The sequence below is a fragment of the Pseudoalteromonas sp. EB27 genome, from assembly GCF_001974875.1.
Lineage (GTDB): Bacteria > Pseudomonadota > Gammaproteobacteria > Enterobacterales > Alteromonadaceae > Pseudoalteromonas.
In genome coordinates this window covers 492,132-508,078 of the sequence record NZ_MTQD01000001.1, presented here as the reverse complement: position 1 = coordinate 508,078, position 15,947 = coordinate 492,132, and the positions used below count along the sequence as shown (strand labels likewise).

Sequence of the window (15,947 nt, the reverse complement as noted above, 5' to 3'; positions counted from 1 at the left end):
AAGGCAGTATTATAGATGTGGGGAAAAATTCTCGGTTTTTGTTTTGGCTTTATGTTTGGCAAAATATTTGGTGCCATTTTAGGTTTATACCTAGGTCATTTATTTGATAAAAGCTTAAAAAATAACTTTGATAAAGCAGGCGGCTTTTCTAGCTTATTTAGTGGTGACGACGTGAATGAGCGCCAAGCTTTGTTCTTTTCAAGTTGCTTTGCTGTTATGGGGCACATTGCGAAGTCGAATGGTCGAGTTAGCGAAGTACATATAAAAGCAGCTAACTTGTTTATGGATGAAATGGGCTTAAAGGGCGAAGAACGCCGCGAAGCCCAACATGCATTTCAGTCAGGTAAAGAGAGCGACTTTTCACTTAAAGAAACAGTACACGATTTTAAAGAACGCTTTGCTAAACGAAACGATCTAATACAGTTGTTTTTAGAAATACAAATTCAAATGGCATTTTCTGACGGGGTATTAGCCGAACAAGAAAAGCAATTATTAGCAGAAGTAAGTAAACAGTTAGGTATTTCTAAAACACGTTTTGCATTTGTATTAAAGCGCTACCAAGCAGAGTTTAACTTTAGAAAGCAACAACAGCAGTTTAATCAGCAGCAACAAAACCAAGGTCAAAGTAGTAGTTACCGTGAAGGTTCTGGGCACCATGTACCGCCAAATAATAACATGAACCGTGCGCAAGCATTGGCGTTATTAGGTTTAAATAGCGATGCAACGCAGCGTGATATAAAAGTAGCGTACCGTAAACTTATGTCGCAACACCACCCTGATAAGTTAGTGTCGCAAGGCCTACCAAAGCACATGATGGAGCTGGCTGTTAAAAAGAGCCAAGATATTCAAGCTGCTTATGAGTATTTAAAAAAGTCGGCGTAAAAAACCGTCTATTTCTTTTGTTAGGCGTGCGTGTTGATCGGGTTGATCGCGCAGGCCAAACAACTTGCGTTGGCGGTAATCAAACTTTGCATTTCGGTTAACCCAGCGCTGACGATTTTTAAGGCTCATTAAAATGTCTGTGCTGTCATTTGCGTAGTAAATATCAAGCAAAGCGGGTGCAACAAGTGATGCCGTTTGGCTCAAGCTTTCGTTACGCTTGGTATTAGGTAGATAACTGCTTAAACTGATAAACGCATCTAGTCTCTCATCTGGAAAATCTGCATAGTACTCCAACAACACACCCGCACTCGTGCCTTGTGCTATAACCACTATATTACTCGAATCTTCCATAGCGGTTTGATACAGCGCATTAAAGCGAGAAATGAGATTTATTTTGTAGTTATCAAGTATGTCATCGGTTACTTTTTCAATTGCATTAACGTAATGAGGTTCTTCTTTTACTTTTGCAGGCTGCGATTGGGCGTTTGCTGTTGTGTCGGGTGATGCAGGTTCCTCGGTGTTACTCGGCGCAGCTTCGGTTTCGCTGGGCGTTGTTTTTGCCATTTTACTAGTTTGCCAATCAATGTCGGGCACTGTCATTGCGTAGGTGCTGTAACCTAAATTATTAAGCTCTTTACGCAAGTAACTCATGCCTGAGTTATTGGTAGGTGAAGAGTGCCAATCGGGTATAAGTAATACTACTCCTCTAAAATCAGCGCTCATATATTCGCTATAAAGACTTAAAAATTCTGTTTCACCCGCTAATATTGGTTTTATTTCATCGCTTGGAAGAAGTCGCTCAATGTCGCTATTTTCAATACTTGATAGGCTAGGTGGGGCAATATGTTCCGCCGCGCTGATAGGGTTAGCTAAAAGTAGCGCACAGCTGAGCTGTATATAAAAAGCGCCTTTTAAAAACCGTGAAAATAGCATAACGCACCTAACTAATGACAATTAGTTAGGTATCGGCAAAGTTATCTAAAAGTTTAATAATTTACGACGTATATGAGCCAGTTAAAATTCAGGCTCGGCTTCAAAAGTAAGTACTTGCTCAGTGGTTGGGTGCTTCAACTTCAGCATTTGTGCATGTAATTGTAAGCGAGGAGCGGCAGCAAGTGCCTCTTTATGGGCGTAAAGTCTATCACCTAAAATAGGGTGACCAAGGCTTAGCATATGCACACGTAGTTGATGCGAGCGACCAGTGATGGGGGTTAGCTCTACACGGGTTGCATTTTCTTCACGCTCTAGTATTTTAAAATGCGTAAGCGAAGGTTTACCTCTGTCGTGATCAACCATTTGTTTTGGGCGATTAGGCCAATCACAAATAAGGGGTAAATCTACTGATCCTGTTTCAGATTCAAGGTGTCCGTATACACGTGCTATATAACGTTTGGCTGTTTCGCGCTCTTGAAACTGCATACTTAAATGTCTGTGCGCGGCTTTATTCATGGCAAGGCAGAGTATGCCAGAGGTGGCCATATCTAAGCGGTGTACTATTCGTGCTGTTGGAAAAACACGATTAACGCGATTAATTAAGCTGTCGGCATGTTTAGGATCTTTACCTGGGACAGTTAATAACTCACTTGGCTTATTAACGATAAGTAAGTCGTCATCCTGAAAAAGTATTGTTAAATACGGACTCATAGGGGGATTGTAGTTAACTAACACGGCCGACCTTAGTGATTTTGAAGGGCGCTATTTTAGTGGAGCAAGTTGAAAGGCTCAAGTAAAAGTTTAGTTGTATTATTTTAACTAATATATCCAAACTTAGGCTCCTTTAAAGCGCTTTTATAGTTTGATTTCTTGAGTTGTTAATAGTCGATATTCACCACTAGCCAAGTTTTCATCTAGGGTAATTCCCGCAATTTGCTCGCGATGTAGCTCAACCACTTTGTTATCTACTGCGTAAAGCATACGTTTAACTTGATGATATTTACCTTCACTTATTGATAAACGCAGGCCGTAATTAGCAAGTCTCTCTGCTATAGCTGGGCGGGTTAAATCTTTTTCGTTATGCAGCATGACACCTGTACGTAATTGCTCAAGTGCTTCATCGGTAATAAGCTCTTGAGTTTCGACTAGGTAGGTTTTAAATTTATTGCTTTTAGGTGACGTGATTTTATGTGACCAATCGCCATCATTAGTAATAATAACTAACCCTGTGGTGTCTATATCAAGACGACCTGCCACGTGAAAGTCGCTCATATTTGGCTCATCAAGTAAGTCAAAAACAGTTTTATGTAGCTCGTCACTGTTAGCACATACATAGCCAACAGGTTTATTTAGCATGTAATAGCGCTTACCTAAAAATACCAAAGGCGTACCTTGGTGCAGTACTTCATCTTGCTGGGCTAGCTGAAAATTATGTGATGTGATTACTTCGCCATTAACGCTTACTTCTTTTCGCTTTATACTAGCGCGGGCTTGCGTGCGCGGTATTTCAGTTAAGTGGCTAATAAATTTATCTAAGCGGCAAGGGAATTTCATTTTGGTTCACATTTTTAGTCGGCTACAATGGGCGCGATTATAGCCGATAGTGAAATACCATGACAGTGCACAGCACACAAATTTTAAGCCTTTACCAAGCAAAAATAGACACGGGTGAACTGTGTTTTGATGCTGCGCAGCAAAATGCAGTGGAAGCTTTAAATACGCTAAGCGAGCAACTTCAAGCTCACACATCATGGTGGCAAAAAGCGCCCTTAATAAAAGGTGTTTATTTATATGGACCCGTAGGGCGAGGTAAATCCATGTTGATGGATTTATTTTATAAAAACTTACCTATTGAGCAAAAGCAGCGGCTGCATTTTCATCATTTTATAGCGCAAGTGCATGCCCAACTTACGCAGCTACAAGGTCAAAAAAATCCATTAACTCTGATTGCAAAACAGTGGGCTAAAAATATTCGAGTACTGTGTTTTGACGAATTTTTTGTGAGCGACATTGGCGATGCTATGGTTATGGCGAGATTGTTCAATGCATTGTTTGATCAAGGTGTTGTGCTGGTGGCTACATCGAACGCAAAGCCAGAGCAGCTTTATTACAACGGCCTGCAACGAGCGCGATTTTTACCTACTATCGATTTAATTAATAGTCACTGCCATATAATTAACGTGGCAGGCGAGGACGATCACCGCTTTAGATACGGTAAAAATAGTCGTCACTATTTTATTAATTTATCAAATCACGATTTTGAAAATGAGTTTTTAGTTTCTTATGCAGAGGTAACATATAAAAATACAATTAGTGTACATGGCCGCAATTTACCTTATTTATTAAAAGCAGATAACGCCTTGATGATTGATTTTATGGCGCTATGCTCAGGCCCGCGCAGTGCTAACGACTATATGTTTTTAGCAACGCAATTTGATGTGTTATATGTATCGAACGTGCCGCAAATGGGTGTTAAAGCAACGGGCAAAGTTATTGTTCATGGTATAGAAGATAGCTACCAACGCGAAAAACAAACGCTTGATGAGCACACCTTTGACGACGAAGCACGGCGCTTTATTGCATTAGTAGATGAGTTTTACGATTGCCATAAATTGCTGGTGATAAATGCTCAAACCGACATTGAACATTTGTATAAAGGTAAAAAGTTGAGCTTTGAATATGCGCGCACGCAATCGCGCATAGTTGAAATGCAAAATTGGTAACGCTTTGATATATATTGTAGACGAGCTTGCTCACGTGAGAAGCGTGAGCTTCTTTTTAGCCTCTTTGTGAATAAATCACTTAAAAACTTATTGCACAAAGAGAAGTAAATGAGAAGACATTAAAACATAGAAATTACGAGCTTTGCTCGTCACGCCAGCAAGCTGTGCGTCTACAAGTCAGTTTAACCTCGGCGTCAAATTTTACCGGTAGCTTGCTCACGTGAGAAGCGTAGCTTCTAATTATTAAGCCATTTTAAAAACTTCGTTTTTACATGCCAGCAAGCTGTGCGGCTACAAGTCAGTTTAACCACAGCGTTAAATTTTATCGGTAGGCGTAGAGCTTGCTCACGCGAAAAGCGCAGCTTTTAATATTTATAATTGATACTTTATTTACTTATTGGTTTCTCTAAAGCGCAGCGCCTTCTAAACCTCTTTGTGAGCAAATCACTTAAAACCTTATTGCACAAAGAGAAGCGAATGAGAAGTAAATGAGAAGACATAAAACAATAGTAATTATGTATTTTTACTTCTCTAAAGCGCAGCGCCTTCTAAACCTTTTTGTGAACAAATCACTTAAGATCTTATTGCATATAGAAATTACGAGCTTTGCTCGTCACGCCAGCAAGCGCTGCATCTACAAGTAAATTTAACCACGGCTTTAAACTTATCCTTCTTGGCGCACTATATTCTCAAGGGCGCGAATGTTGGTAATTAAATCCTGGCGCTCCGGGTTAGCTTGTAATGCTTTTCTAAGATGCTTTAGCGCACTCGGGTATTCTTTAGAATCAATCGCTATTTGCGATAACCCAAGCCATGCCGATAGTTGATAATCAGGTAGGGCTTGTGCACGAACATACATAAGTTTAGCTTGGGTAAGCTGATTTTTACTGCGATAAATACTCGCTAAACTAAGTAGGGCATCACCTAAATTCGGGTTTATTTTAAGTGCGTTATTTAAGCTTTTAAGAGCGCGCGTAGTATTACCTTGCTGCATAGCAAGTTGTGCACTGTATACAGAAAATTGAGCTTGTTCATCACGGGGTAGCTGCTTAGTTAATCTTTTTGCGCTGCCTATTAGATCTTTAGCTAAATTCCATTTTTGCTCCGATACAAGCCAGCCTAGCGTTTGCATCGTGGTATTAATAACCTCAATTTGCTGTTTTTTATTTGCGTGTGTTAAACCTTGCTTTAATAAACTAACAGCGCGTTCAGTGCTGCCTTCACTTAAATGCAACTGGGCAGCTAAAAGCTGGTTGCTGGTATCTTTAGGATTGAGTTTTAAGGCCACTTCAATAGCAGCAAGCGCCTGCTTTTTGTGATCAAGCTGTAATGCTATTTGTGCACGTTGTAGCCAAAGTTCAGCTTTATCAGGGCTTTTATTAAGTAATTCTTTTAATAATGCATTTGCCTGATTTAAGTCACCCGATTCAATTAGCGCAAACAATAGCCCTTGTTGGTATTGGCTTGTTTCTGGCGCTAGCATAAGCGCTTGGCGGTACGCCGCTACTGCGCTCCAAGGTTGGCTATGCTGCACGTGTATATAAGCAAGTTGCGCATAACTTTGTGCATCAGCTTGGCCAAGTTCAATACTGTGAACTAGGTGCGTTTGCGCTTTGTCATACTTTGCTTGTTGCATGTATAAAAGGCTCAAACCTTGATGTGCTTTTACTAAATCAGGTGAGGCTTTTAAACACGCTAAGTAAGCTAGTTCAGCGTTATTAAAGTCTTTTGTTGAAAGCAGTACTTGTGCACGTAATAAGTTTAAAGCGGTGCTATCTTGATTTATATCGCGGCCTTTAAATAACGCCGCAACTTCACTGTAATTACCGGCTTGTAATAGTGGTTGTACTTGGCGAGCAAAACCGCGCTCGGTCGGCTCAATAAGAACTTCTGTAGGCCCCAGTAATTTATTATTTATAGCTAACTGCCATGTTGGATCGCTAGGCGATAAAGTTACTTTTAGTGGCGCACTTTTTAATGGTGTACTCACGGCGCTTGCATGCACGCTACTTACACCTAATAAAGGGAGTGAGCACATTAAAGTAGTGATAACTGCGCGAGTTAATGGTTTTAGCGTTTTAATTACATTCATGTTTTTCATTTTAATAGGCTTAAGGTTTAAATTCGATTGGCCAAATAAAGCGAGCGCGTACGGTTTCACCTTCTTTTTTAGGTGCACTAAAGCGGCTTTGTTTAATAATTTTGTCGATAGCTGGTTTAAGTTCAGGGTATGGATTTTGTACTACCTCAATTAAACTTAACTTACCACTTTCATCAATAAATACATCGAGTTTTACAGTAAATACATCAACACCTCGACGGGTTAAGCTTTTTGGTAAAACGGCCTTAACGGGGGTTAGCAAAGTTGGGAGACCATCGAGTTGATTTAAGCTAAATGCATCCCAATTTACACTCATTGATTGCCATTGTGGCGCGCTTACTTTTACGCTAGGTGTATCGGGTTTTACAATACTTAAATTGCTGGTGATCTTAATTTTTACGGCTTGAATAGACGCGCCAGCCCCCTCTACCGCTAAGCTTTGCATTGGCTCACTTGTTTGCTGTTGCGATATTGATGGCGGAGGAGGAGGTGGCAGTGCCACCATGGCAATCTCACGTACAACCACTTTGTCTTGTATATGGTGTTCGGCAAGTTGTCCAAGCCATAAAAGTAGTAATGCAGCACTAAGTACAATGAGGCTAAGGCCAAATGCAAAAAGTGGATGGCGATTGTTTTTTGTTTTTTGAGACGACTCAATCGTGTGCATATTATTGCTTCGTAGCTAAGTTAACTTGCGCCGCGCCTGCCAGCTTTGCTTCGTCAATTACTTGAACAAGTAACTCAGTAGGCACTGTTTTATCAGCTTGAATAACTACAGGGCGTTGTTGCTGTTTTAACATTTGCTCGACACTACTACGCACGCCAGCAACACCAATTTGGCTACCATCAAAAAATACTTGTTGAGAGTCGGTTATTGCTAAAAATATAACTTGCTGCTCAAGACGGCTGGCCGATACGGCTTGTGGTTTATCAACTTCAACGCCACTTTCGCGTACAAATACGGTTGTAACAATAAAAAATATTAGCAATATAAATACAACATCAAGCAGTGGCGACATATCAATATGCTGCTCAGCTTCTTGCTCTAGCTTGTGCTTTAAACGTGATTGCATAGTGTTACCCTAACTGCTTACTTAATGTATGTAATTTAGGATTACGCTGCGAATACGCTAAATACGCTTGCATTAACCACGCAGGAATAGCGCACACAAGGCCCAATTGAGTTGTTAGTAATGCATCACCAATGGCGTCACTCATTAACTCGTTATGGCCCAGCGCCATTACTTTAAATGTATCAAGCAAACCAACAATGGTACCTAATAAACCAAGTAGCGGAAGCGCTGCTGTTAAAATAGAGCTAACCTCTTGCCAGTAACCTTTGCGCTGCGCTTGGTATTGTTTAAGGTGTAGTAAGTCATGAAAAATCAGCTGGTATACAAATAAAGCGAGTAAAAGAATACACCAGCATATAGGGTTACTAACGATTTTTTCAAACATTGTTTTCTCCTTTTTCTAGTTGACTAAGCTGTAATGCAAAGCCTTCTAGTTGGCTGTAATACGCCTTAGCTTTACGTGATAGCAATGCATTTAATACCAGAGCAGGTATGGCCACGACTAAACCCAGTTCGGTTGTTATAAGGGCTTGTGCAATACCGCCCGATACAACTTCTGGGTCACCTGATCCAAACAAGGTCATCATTTTAAATGTTTCGATCATGCCGCTAACAGTGCCTAACAAGCCCAGTAATGGAGCTACTGCCGCCGTAACGGCAATAGCGCCAATAAAGTTATCGAGTTTATGCTTATCGTGAATTAACTGATTAAATAATTGATCGTCTCGTATTTGGCCTTTTTCGCTTTGCAGCGTTAAGTTAAATAACTGCTGCTGCATACCTGCAAATTCACTGCTATTTTCAGCTTTAAAAAATTGCTGTAATTGCATTTGAGAGTGCATTTTAATTTTACTTAAACGCAGTAGTTGTGCGGCTTTTAATAGCGCAATAGTTAGTGCAAAGCAGGCAAATAAAATAATAGGGATAGCCCATAAGCCGCCTTTTTCTAAGTGTTCAAGCGGACTTTCTTGTTGAGCTTGGCTCGTGACTAAGTGCGTTAAACTAGGATCAAAAGTAAGTAATGTTGAGCCTGCACCATTTTGATTTAAAGTATTATCGAGTGGGTTATCGTTACTTGTTGATTGCACTAACGCTACTTTTAATGCACTAGATTCATCATCCAAATTTAATAAGCCCATAAGTTTAGGTGTTTGCGTACTAAACCATGGAACAGGCCCTACTTGAAGAGTACTAGCTTGGCTTAATTCGCCATTACTGAGCACAATCGATTGCTTATTAAAGTGTGGGTAAAGTGCCTGTTCTTGATTATTAATTTGCGATATAACGCGGTTTAATAACTCGTTTTGATTATTAGTCGACTCGTTACTGCTAGCACTGTTGCTGGTATTTTGGCGCACAAAACGGCTAAGTAAGTTTAATTGATATTGCTGCTGCTGTTGCCAAGTGTCTAATCGGGTTTGTAACTGATCAAGGCTTAACGTATTTTCGTCAGCTAGACGGCGATTAACGGCTGCTTGCGCGCGCAATTTACTGAGCGATTGCTGCTTGGTAAAAATTTGCTTTGCAAGGGACGCTTGCTCTTTTGAAATACTATTTTGAGTTTTATTTAGAGTGCGTTGCGCTGTTTTAATATCACTTAAAATACTTTGTTTAGCATCATCACTGCTAGCTGCAAAAGAAATATTTGCACTAAAAAGTAACACTGTGGCGCTAAATGCTGCAATTATGCTGTTAGTAGCCATTATTTAGCCCCTTGCTGGTTTTTATTTACATAACTTAATATTGGGAGTGTTACCCAATCAGCAGCGCGCTTTTTTTGCTGTACAGCAATACCCAGTGCAACTTGCTCAGCATTAATGCTTGGGTCAAATTCCCACTGCCAACCTAAGTCACTTGGAAAACCAATACCTACGTAACTTAAGTCTTCGCTTACAAACCATGCTTGAGCTGCACCTAAGTAAAGCTGCTTTACCCACACTTCTTGCCCGTCAGGGTGTTTAATAGCCATTTCGTGAATGGAAATACGTTGTTGAAAATCATTAAGTAGGGTCAGCATTTTTAGCGCTGTTTGTAATTTGTCAGTTGTACTGAGTTGTGAGTCGGTTAAATCACCAGTGTTTTTCCAACTACTTAAAAGTGGCGGGGGTAATTGCACTTGTAATGAAAGTAATTGCCCAGAAATACGTGCTAGTTGATCATTTAATTGCTGTTGATCATTTTCAAGTTCTGATTGCTGAGTTACAAGCTGTTCGCGTTTTTGGGCAAGCTCACTGGTGCTTTTTTTTCTTCGCTGATTAAGCTCGCTAAGTTGCTGCTGCTCAGCATTTAGAAGCGTTAAGGTTTGCTCCATGCTGCTTTTTTGTTCAAGCCAGTGAGTGTTTAATTCTGTGTTTTGATTTTCTATTTGTAGCCATTTATTAACGAGTTGTTCTAGCTCACTAACAGTGTCGGCTTTTACTGCCATGGTGCTACAAAGCGCGATAACTACGCTAATTGGTTTAATTAAGCTTCGCATTACTTAACAACAATCCTGAAAGTTACGACAAGTAATTACAAGGACGTAATTACTGTTAATTTTTGAGTGTGTATACAATATAGGAATTCACATAACAATGCAATTGATAACAGTTATCGTTTACATTGCGTTATTTGAGTGGTAGGATTTCGCCGAAATTAAATATGTACCTTAAATTAACAATAGTTAAGTGCTTAATAAAAACTACGGAGTAACCATGAGTAAGCCATCGAATAAAGGAAATGCGTACGTGAAGCCAATTGCAGCAGTTGTTACAGCTACGCTTTCAACTTGGGCAAGTGCACAGGATGTTCAAGAACTATCGGTAACCAAAGCAGAAACTAAAACTGAGTCTAGCTATGTTGTAGAAAAATCAACGTCGCATAAATACACTCAACCGCTACTCGATACAGCTAAAACTGTAACGGTAATTAACCAAGCGGTAATGAAAGATAGAAACGTAGATAGCCTACGTGATGCTTTACGTAATGTTTCAGGTATTTCTTTAGCTGCAGGTGAGGGTGGCTCACCTACTGGCGATAGCATGTCGATTCGTGGTTTTAGTGCTACAAATGATATTTTTGTTGATGGTATTCGCGATGTTGCAGGTTACACACGTGATATTTACAACATTGAAGCCGTTGAAGTTGCAAAAGGCCCAGGCTCAGCAGTTTCTGGTCGTGGTGCAACAGGTGGTAGTGTTAATTTAGAAAGTAAAAAGGCGAAGTTAGACAACTTTAACGACGTTTCGCTACGTTTAGGTACAGAAAACGATTACCGTGGTCGTTTTGATACTAACATTCAAGTAAACGATACAAGCGCGCTACGTATAAACCTTCTTACTGATAAAGGTGATGTTGCAGGTCGCGACCATGTTGAAAATGAAACAAATGCTGTTGCGTTTGCATTTGCAACAGGACTTGGTACAAACAGCCGTTTTGATTTAAACCTAGAGTATCAACGCCAAGATAATTTACCAGATTACGGCATTCCTTGGGTTTACAGTGATACGCCTGTAGCTGAACTTGCAGATAGTGCGCGCTCACCTTCTCCTGTTGATTTTGATAACTTTTACGGTAATATTTACCGTGATTACGAAGATATTGAAGCCTACTCAACAACAGCTCGTTATGAGTATGATTTTTCTCAAAATACGACCTTACGTGTGCAAGGTCGTTTAGGTAAAGTTAAGCGTGAATCAGTAACAACTGCACCGCGTTATTTCTCGGTTACAACCGACACTGATATTACCTTTGCAGATGAAAAAACACGTGATACAGAAAATTCACTTGCTGCACTTCAAGTTGATTTAATTGGTAACTATGAGTTTGCTGGCTTTACTCATGATGTTGTAGTGGGTGTTGAACTTGCAAACGAAACGTTTACACGTCACGCATTAGTCGCTACAACTCCAGACAACCTAATTGAAGATGAAATACGTAACGACTTATACAACCCTGACGCAACAATTGCATTTACGGGTGTGTACGGCCGTGACGGTACAAGCATTGAAGCTAAAGCTAAAAACCAAGCTATTTATGCATTTGATACAGTAACGCTTAACAAGCAATGGGAAGTTACGGGCGGAATTCGCTTTGATAGCTTCACTACGGATTACCATAACGATTACAATGACCCAAGCGCTTTAATTTCTACAAGTGACGATTTATTTAGCTGGAATGCAGCTGTAGTTTATAAACCAGCAGAAAATGGCAGTGTATATTTAGGCGCAGGTAATTCATTCAATCCATCAGCGGAAAGCCTAACGGTATCTACGCGTTCAAATGCAGCTGATTTAGACGCAGAAGAAAGCCGCAGTTATGAATTAGGAACTAAATGGAGCCTAATGGATGGTCGCCTGCAAACTAATGCTGCACTTTTCCGTACTGAAAAAACCAATGCCCGTACTGATGACCCATTTGCAGATAGCTCAAGTGATGAAATACTCGGTGGTGAACAGCGCGTACAAGGTTTAGAGCTTTCAGCAACAGGCTTAATTACTAAAGAGTGGACTGTAATTGCTTCATACACTTACCAAGATAGCGAAGTAACTAAAGCATTAGGCGACGACGCAACTCAAATTGGTAACGAGCTTGCACGTACACCTAAAAATAGCGCAAGTGTTTGGACTACATACGATATGTCGGATAAGTTATCGTTTGGTTTAGGTGCGCAATATGTAGGTGAGCGTTACAACGGCACTACGTCAACACGTTCTCGTGCGCCAGGTTATACTATTTTTGACCTGATGGTTGCATATGACATATCAAAAGATTTGAGCCTGCAGTTTAATGGTGAAAACTTAGGTGATAAAGATTACGTTGATCAGCTAGGTGGTGGACACTTTGTACCAGGTGACGGCCGTAAGTTTAGCTTAACAGCGAGCTATTCTTTCTAAGAGTAAAATAAGTACGGCATAAAAGGGCAGAGTTAACTCTGCCCTTAATTATTTGATGAAAATGTGAGAGGGCGCACATGCTAGTTAAAATTCCAGAGCTATTAACGAAAGAAGAAGTGGCTTATTGTCATGAGGTTTTGCTTAAAGCCCAGTGGGCCGATGGCAGTATTACCGCAGGGCATCAATCAACCAAAGCAAAAAATAACTTACAGCTACCTGAAAATAGCCCTGAATGCCAAGAGCTTGGCGACATTATAATGGCAGCACTTGCGCGCAGTAATTTGTTTATGTCGGCGGCGCTTCCTGCAAAAATTTTCCCTCCGTTATTTAACTGTTACCAAGGCGGGCAATCGTTTGGTGTGCACGTAGATAATGCAATTAGACAAGTGCCGGGTACGCCAGTAAAAATCCGTACAGATGTATCAATGACGTTATTTATTAATGACCCCGAAGATTATGAGGGCGGTGAACTTGTTATTGAAGACACTTATGGCTCACATAACGTAAAGCTGCCCGCAGGCAGCATGGTGTTGTACCCTTCAACGAGTTTACATCGTGTAATGCCTGTAACGAGTGGGCGTAGATTAGCCTCATTCTTTTGGTTACAGAGCATGGTAAACAGCGACGAAAAACGTGGTTTGTTATTTGATTTAGATATGTCGATTCAAAGTTTGCGCAGCAAAGTAGAAGATAGCCCAGAGATTATTCAGTTGACGGGGGTTTATCATAACTTGCTAAGACAGTGGGCACAGACATAAAAAATATTTTTTGTTAGATATTAGATATGAGTAATTAAATATAAGTAATTAAAAGCTGCGCTTTTCGCGTGAGCAAGCTCTACTCCTACGACGCAGCCACAAATTGAATTCGGTATTTAAGATACTCGGTATGCGCGGCTCGATACCGCGCACTTATTTTAAGGGCGAAGCTTGTTTTAATTAACCTTTATAACCATTTGGGTTATTTGACTGCCAACGCCACGTATCTTGCATCATTTCATCAATACCGCGTACTGCTTCCCAGCCAAGTTCATTAAGTGCTTTTTCTGGTGCGGCATAACACGCTGCAATATCACCAGGGCGGCGAGGTGAAACCTGATAGGGCACAGCCTGATCGCTTGCTTTAATAAATGCATTAACCATTTGTAGTACAGAATACCCGTTACCAGTACCTAGGTTATAAACTAATGCCCCCGTGCTGCTGGCAATTTTATTAAGCGCTTTTAAATGGCCAATAGCTAAATCTACAACGTGGATGTAGTCGCGCACGCCTGTGCCATCAACTGTGTCGTAGTCATCACCAAATACAGCGAGTTGCTTTAATTTACCTACCGCTACTTGTGCGATAAACGGTAAAAGGTTATTTGGGATACCATTAGGATCTTCACCAATTAAGCCCGACTCATGTGCACCGACTGGGTTAAAGTAACGCAAAATAGCAAACGCAAAGCGCTCATCTGATTTAGCGATATCTTGTAGCATCATCTCAACCATTAACTTAGATGTGCCGTAAGGGTTAGTAGTACCACCTACAGGGAAGTCTTCTTTAATTGGTAAGCTTGCAGGGTCGCCGTATACCGTGGCTGACGAGCTAAACACTAACTTAAATACGCCTGCGTCGCGCATTGCATCAACAAGCGTAAGCGTACCTTGCACATTGTTTTGATAGTACTCAACAGGCTTTGCAACCGACTCGCCCACTGATTTTAAACCTGCAAAATGTATAACACTATCAACTGTGTGTTTTGCAAATACTGAATCTAAAAAGGGTTTATCGAGAATATCGCCTTGGTAAAAAGTGGCTTCTTTGCCTGTAATATTCTTTACGCGCGCAAGTGATTCTTGTGATGAGTTACTTAAATTATCAATAACAACAACATCGTTACCTTGCTGTAAAAGTTCTAAAACAGTGTGCGAGCCAATATAGCCTGCGCCACCGGTTACTAAAATAGTCATGAAAGCTCCGTGGGTACCTTTTATCAATTAAGCTAATTTCACCATAAATTGAGATGGTTTACATGCTTTATCTGTGACTTTTATTATTTACAGTAAATCATGATATTTATATGAATTAATATTAATAATTTTGATTACATTTTGCTCGCTATAAGTAACACTTTATACGTAAGATTAAGTTATAGTTAATAAACAAGTGCTAAACTGGGTCTAGTAATAGCTAATGCTAGGTTTATTCCAATCTACACCTTTGTGATTGGTCTACCTCTTTGGAGAAAGATATGAATTTAGTTAAAAAAATAGCAGCAACAATGTGTATCGCATTGCCTGCACTTGCCCATGCGGGCGAGTCTGTTGTTAAATGGCATGACTTTAATGATTATCGTGATGTGCGAGCGTCAAATCAAACTAAGAGCTCATATCACAAAAGTGTGGCAGCAAGTTTCGAAAAGCATATGGCTAAGCTAGCCGAACAATTGCCAAAAGATTATAAATTAAACGTAGAGTTTACTGATTTAGATTTAGCGGGTGATGTGCGTTATGGCGGTATGGATGAAATTCGTGTAGTGAAACCCATTTATTTTCCACGCATTAAGCTAGATTATTCGTTAACCGATAAAGACGGTACAGTGCTAAGTAAAGATACTGATGTGGAGCTTAAAGATATGGGCTTTATGGATAAAATTAAAATGGGCCGCGACGAATCATTCTATTACGAAAAACGCTTACTAACAGAGTGGTTTGGTGAACAAATATTACCAAGTTTAGATTAACTTAAAATAGTAATGCCGCTAAATAGCGGCATTTTTTTAAGCTGATTATATTACTTAAAAGTAGCTAACAGCGTTAGTATTTGCTGTAACTTAATAACGGTTGTTTTAAGCTTTTCTTCATCAAAACCATCGTTAGATAAGCTTTCTACGTCAGCGGCTACATCAAGAACATAAGGCTTAAAGCGTTTTGCTTCAAAATTAAAGCCTGAATCGGCAGTAAATAAGGCTTTAAATTTGCCATGGCCTTGTTGTTGTAATTCGTCTAATTTTTTATCGGCATCAAGTGCCTGACGATAAACAATTTTTAAGTTAGTGTTGAGTTGTTCAATAATAGAATCCATGGTTTTCCTAAAGCTTTGTGCTGCATGGCCGACATAATACGTGGATTACATTTAAAAGTCAGGTTGATTAAGGCTTATAATTATGAATATATCAGGTGGAAATTTACCAGCTATGTCTGGTTCAGGCCAAGGCAGCGAGCTTTACACTGCTGCTTTGTCTAAAAAACAGCAATTAGCTGATGGCGCTGCGGCGCTTGCACTTATTGAAGGTGCAGCGCAATCGTCAAGTGCGCAAACGCCGGCTAAATCGGCGACTGCATCACTGGGTAACAACGTGAATATATATGTTTAA

Annotated in this window: 17 protein-coding genes; 6 read left to right on the top strand and 11 right to left on the bottom strand. The window is 40.2% G+C overall.

Features of this window, described 5'->3' with window-relative positions; genetic code table 11:
- The first annotated feature begins 15 nt into the window (after nucleotides 1–15).
- A complete protein-coding gene (djlA, locus tag BW142_RS02340; protein WP_024600316.1) occupies nucleotides 16–882 on the top strand; it encodes a co-chaperone DjlA in 867 nt (288 codons plus the stop codon).
- Here djlA and BW142_RS02335 read toward each other — a convergent pair.
- From BW142_RS02335 to rsuA, 3 genes are all read right to left on the bottom strand, one after another.
- Nucleotides 865–1,815 carry a DUF3530 family protein gene (locus BW142_RS02335; RefSeq protein WP_024608000.1) on the bottom strand — a complete coding sequence of 317 codons (951 nt, stop codon included), beginning with the start codon at nucleotides 1,813–1,815 and terminating at the stop codon, nucleotides 865–867. The two genes, djlA and BW142_RS02335, sit on opposite strands and share 18 nt — an antisense overlap.
- A gap of 81 nt (nucleotides 1,816–1,896) precedes the next feature.
- Complete coding sequence (gene rluA / locus BW142_RS02330; protein WP_024608001.1) at nucleotides 1,897–2,550, bottom strand: bifunctional tRNA pseudouridine(32) synthase/23S rRNA pseudouridine(746) synthase RluA; 654 nt, start codon at nucleotides 2,548–2,550, stop codon at nucleotides 1,897–1,899.
- Between the two features lie 120 nt (nucleotides 2,551–2,670).
- Complete coding sequence (gene rsuA / locus BW142_RS02325; protein WP_076923738.1) at nucleotides 2,671–3,369, bottom strand: 16S rRNA pseudouridine(516) synthase RsuA; 699 nt, start codon at nucleotides 3,367–3,369, stop codon at nucleotides 2,671–2,673.
- A gap of 59 nt (nucleotides 3,370–3,428) precedes the next feature.
- On the opposite strand from rsuA, the gene zapE reads away from it, so the two are divergent.
- A complete protein-coding gene (gene zapE / locus BW142_RS02320) occupies nucleotides 3,429–4,538 on the top strand; it encodes a cell division protein ZapE (protein WP_076923737.1) in 1,110 nt (369 codons plus the stop codon).
- Between the two features lie 664 nt (nucleotides 4,539–5,202).
- On the opposite strand, the gene BW142_RS02315 is transcribed toward zapE, so the two are convergent.
- From BW142_RS02315 to BW142_RS02290, 6 genes are read right to left on the bottom strand one after another with little or no spacing between them, the layout of a single operon-like run.
- Nucleotides 5,203–6,630, bottom strand: a complete 1,428-nt coding sequence (locus BW142_RS02315) for a tetratricopeptide repeat protein (RefSeq protein WP_083707542.1) — start codon at nucleotides 6,628–6,630, stop codon at nucleotides 5,203–5,205.
- Between the two features lie 19 nt (nucleotides 6,631–6,649).
- Nucleotides 6,650–7,306 carry an energy transducer TonB gene (locus tag BW142_RS02310; protein ID WP_024608005.1) on the bottom strand — a complete coding sequence of 219 codons (657 nt, stop codon included), beginning with the start codon at nucleotides 7,304–7,306 and terminating at the stop codon, nucleotides 6,650–6,652.
- A 1-nt stretch (nucleotide 7,307) separates the two neighbouring features.
- Complete coding sequence (locus BW142_RS02305) at nucleotides 7,308–7,712, bottom strand: biopolymer transporter ExbD (protein ID WP_076923736.1); 405 nt, start codon at nucleotides 7,710–7,712, stop codon at nucleotides 7,308–7,310.
- Between the two features lie 4 nt (nucleotides 7,713–7,716).
- A complete protein-coding gene (locus BW142_RS02300) occupies nucleotides 7,717–8,097 on the bottom strand; it encodes a MotA/TolQ/ExbB proton channel family protein (protein WP_002960812.1) in 381 nt (126 codons plus the stop codon).
- Nucleotides 8,090–9,415, bottom strand: a complete 1,326-nt coding sequence (locus tag BW142_RS02295) for a MotA/TolQ/ExbB proton channel family protein (protein WP_076923735.1) — start codon at nucleotides 9,413–9,415, stop codon at nucleotides 8,090–8,092. Before BW142_RS02295 ends, BW142_RS02300 begins: the two co-directional genes overlap by 8 nt.
- Entirely contained in the window at nucleotides 9,415–10,188 is a 774-nt protein-coding gene (locus tag BW142_RS02290) for a DUF3450 family protein (protein ID WP_024608007.1), read from the bottom strand. Before BW142_RS02290 ends, BW142_RS02295 begins: the two co-directional genes overlap by 1 nt.
- Nucleotides 10,189–10,405: 217 nt before the next feature.
- Between BW142_RS02290 and BW142_RS02285 the strand changes: the two genes are divergently transcribed.
- Both BW142_RS02285 and BW142_RS02280 read left to right on the top strand, forming a co-directional pair.
- Complete coding sequence (locus BW142_RS02285; RefSeq protein WP_076923734.1) at nucleotides 10,406–12,586, top strand: TonB-dependent siderophore receptor; 2,181 nt, start codon at nucleotides 10,406–10,408, stop codon at nucleotides 12,584–12,586.
- A 77-nt stretch (nucleotides 12,587–12,663) separates the two neighbouring features.
- Nucleotides 12,664–13,344, top strand: a complete 681-nt coding sequence (locus BW142_RS02280; RefSeq protein ID WP_076923733.1) for a Fe2+-dependent dioxygenase — start codon at nucleotides 12,664–12,666, stop codon at nucleotides 13,342–13,344.
- A 180-nt stretch (nucleotides 13,345–13,524) separates the two neighbouring features.
- Here the strand turns inward: BW142_RS02280 and galE are convergent, their stop codons facing one another.
- Nucleotides 13,525–14,541 carry a UDP-glucose 4-epimerase GalE gene (gene galE / locus BW142_RS02275; protein ID WP_024600327.1) on the bottom strand — a complete coding sequence of 339 codons (1,017 nt, stop codon included), beginning with the start codon at nucleotides 14,539–14,541 and terminating at the stop codon, nucleotides 13,525–13,527.
- A 281-nt stretch (nucleotides 14,542–14,822) separates the two neighbouring features.
- Between galE and BW142_RS02270 the strand changes: the two genes are divergently transcribed.
- Nucleotides 14,823–15,314, top strand: coding sequence for a DUF3016 domain-containing protein (locus BW142_RS02270; protein WP_024600328.1), 492 nt, complete (start codon nucleotides 14,823–14,825; stop codon nucleotides 15,312–15,314).
- A 50-nt stretch (nucleotides 15,315–15,364) separates the two neighbouring features.
- On the opposite strand, the gene BW142_RS02265 is transcribed toward BW142_RS02270, so the two are convergent.
- Entirely contained in the window at nucleotides 15,365–15,655 is a 291-nt protein-coding gene (locus tag BW142_RS02265) for a prephenate dehydrogenase (protein WP_076923732.1), read from the bottom strand.
- Between the two features lie 82 nt (nucleotides 15,656–15,737).
- Here BW142_RS02265 and BW142_RS02260 point away from each other — a divergent pair, with 82 nt between their 5' ends.
- A complete protein-coding gene (locus tag BW142_RS02260; protein ID WP_024600329.1) occupies nucleotides 15,738–15,947 on the top strand; it encodes a hypothetical protein in 210 nt (69 codons plus the stop codon).

What these genes read in the sequence shown, in the direction of transcription:
- BW142_RS02260 (WP_024600329.1), top strand. Translation starts at nt 15,738, where the DNA reads ATGAATATATCAGGTGGAAATTTACCAGCTATGTCTGGTTCAGGCCAA.
- BW142_RS02265 (WP_076923732.1), bottom strand. Translation starts at nt 15,655, where the DNA reads ATGGATTCTATTATTGAACAACTCAACACTAACTTAAAAATTGTTTAT.
- BW142_RS02285 (WP_076923734.1), top strand. Translation starts at nt 10,406, where the DNA reads ATGAGTAAGCCATCGAATAAAGGAAATGCGTACGTGAAGCCAATTGCA.
- zapE (WP_076923737.1), top strand. Translation starts at nt 3,429, where the DNA reads ATGACAGTGCACAGCACACAAATTTTAAGCCTTTACCAAGCAAAAATA.
- BW142_RS02335 (WP_024608000.1), bottom strand. Translation starts at nt 1,815, where the DNA reads ATGCTATTTTCACGGTTTTTAAAAGGCGCTTTTTATATACAGCTCAGC.
- galE (WP_024600327.1), bottom strand. Translation starts at nt 14,541, where the DNA reads ATGACTATTTTAGTAACCGGTGGCGCAGGCTATATTGGCTCGCACACT.
- BW142_RS02300 (WP_002960812.1), bottom strand. Translation starts at nt 8,097, where the DNA reads ATGTTTGAAAAAATCGTTAGTAACCCTATATGCTGGTGTATTCTTTTA.
- BW142_RS02310 (WP_024608005.1), bottom strand. Translation starts at nt 7,306, where the DNA reads ATGCACACGATTGAGTCGTCTCAAAAAACAAAAAACAATCGCCATCCA.
- BW142_RS02270 (WP_024600328.1), top strand. Translation starts at nt 14,823, where the DNA reads ATGAATTTAGTTAAAAAAATAGCAGCAACAATGTGTATCGCATTGCCT.
- rsuA (WP_076923738.1), bottom strand. Translation starts at nt 3,369, where the DNA reads ATGAAATTCCCTTGCCGCTTAGATAAATTTATTAGCCACTTAACTGAA.
- BW142_RS02305 (WP_076923736.1), bottom strand. Translation starts at nt 7,712, where the DNA reads ATGCAATCACGTTTAAAGCACAAGCTAGAGCAAGAAGCTGAGCAGCAT.
- BW142_RS02315 (WP_083707542.1), bottom strand. Translation starts at nt 6,630, where the DNA reads ATGAATGTAATTAAAACGCTAAAACCATTAACTCGCGCAGTTATCACT.
- BW142_RS02295 (WP_076923735.1), bottom strand. Translation starts at nt 9,415, where the DNA reads ATGGCTACTAACAGCATAATTGCAGCATTTAGCGCCACAGTGTTACTT.
- BW142_RS02280 (WP_076923733.1), top strand. Translation starts at nt 12,664, where the DNA reads ATGCTAGTTAAAATTCCAGAGCTATTAACGAAAGAAGAAGTGGCTTAT.
- djlA (WP_024600316.1), top strand. Translation starts at nt 16, where the DNA reads ATGTGGGGAAAAATTCTCGGTTTTTGTTTTGGCTTTATGTTTGGCAAA.
- BW142_RS02290 (WP_024608007.1), bottom strand. Translation starts at nt 10,188, where the DNA reads ATGCGAAGCTTAATTAAACCAATTAGCGTAGTTATCGCGCTTTGTAGC.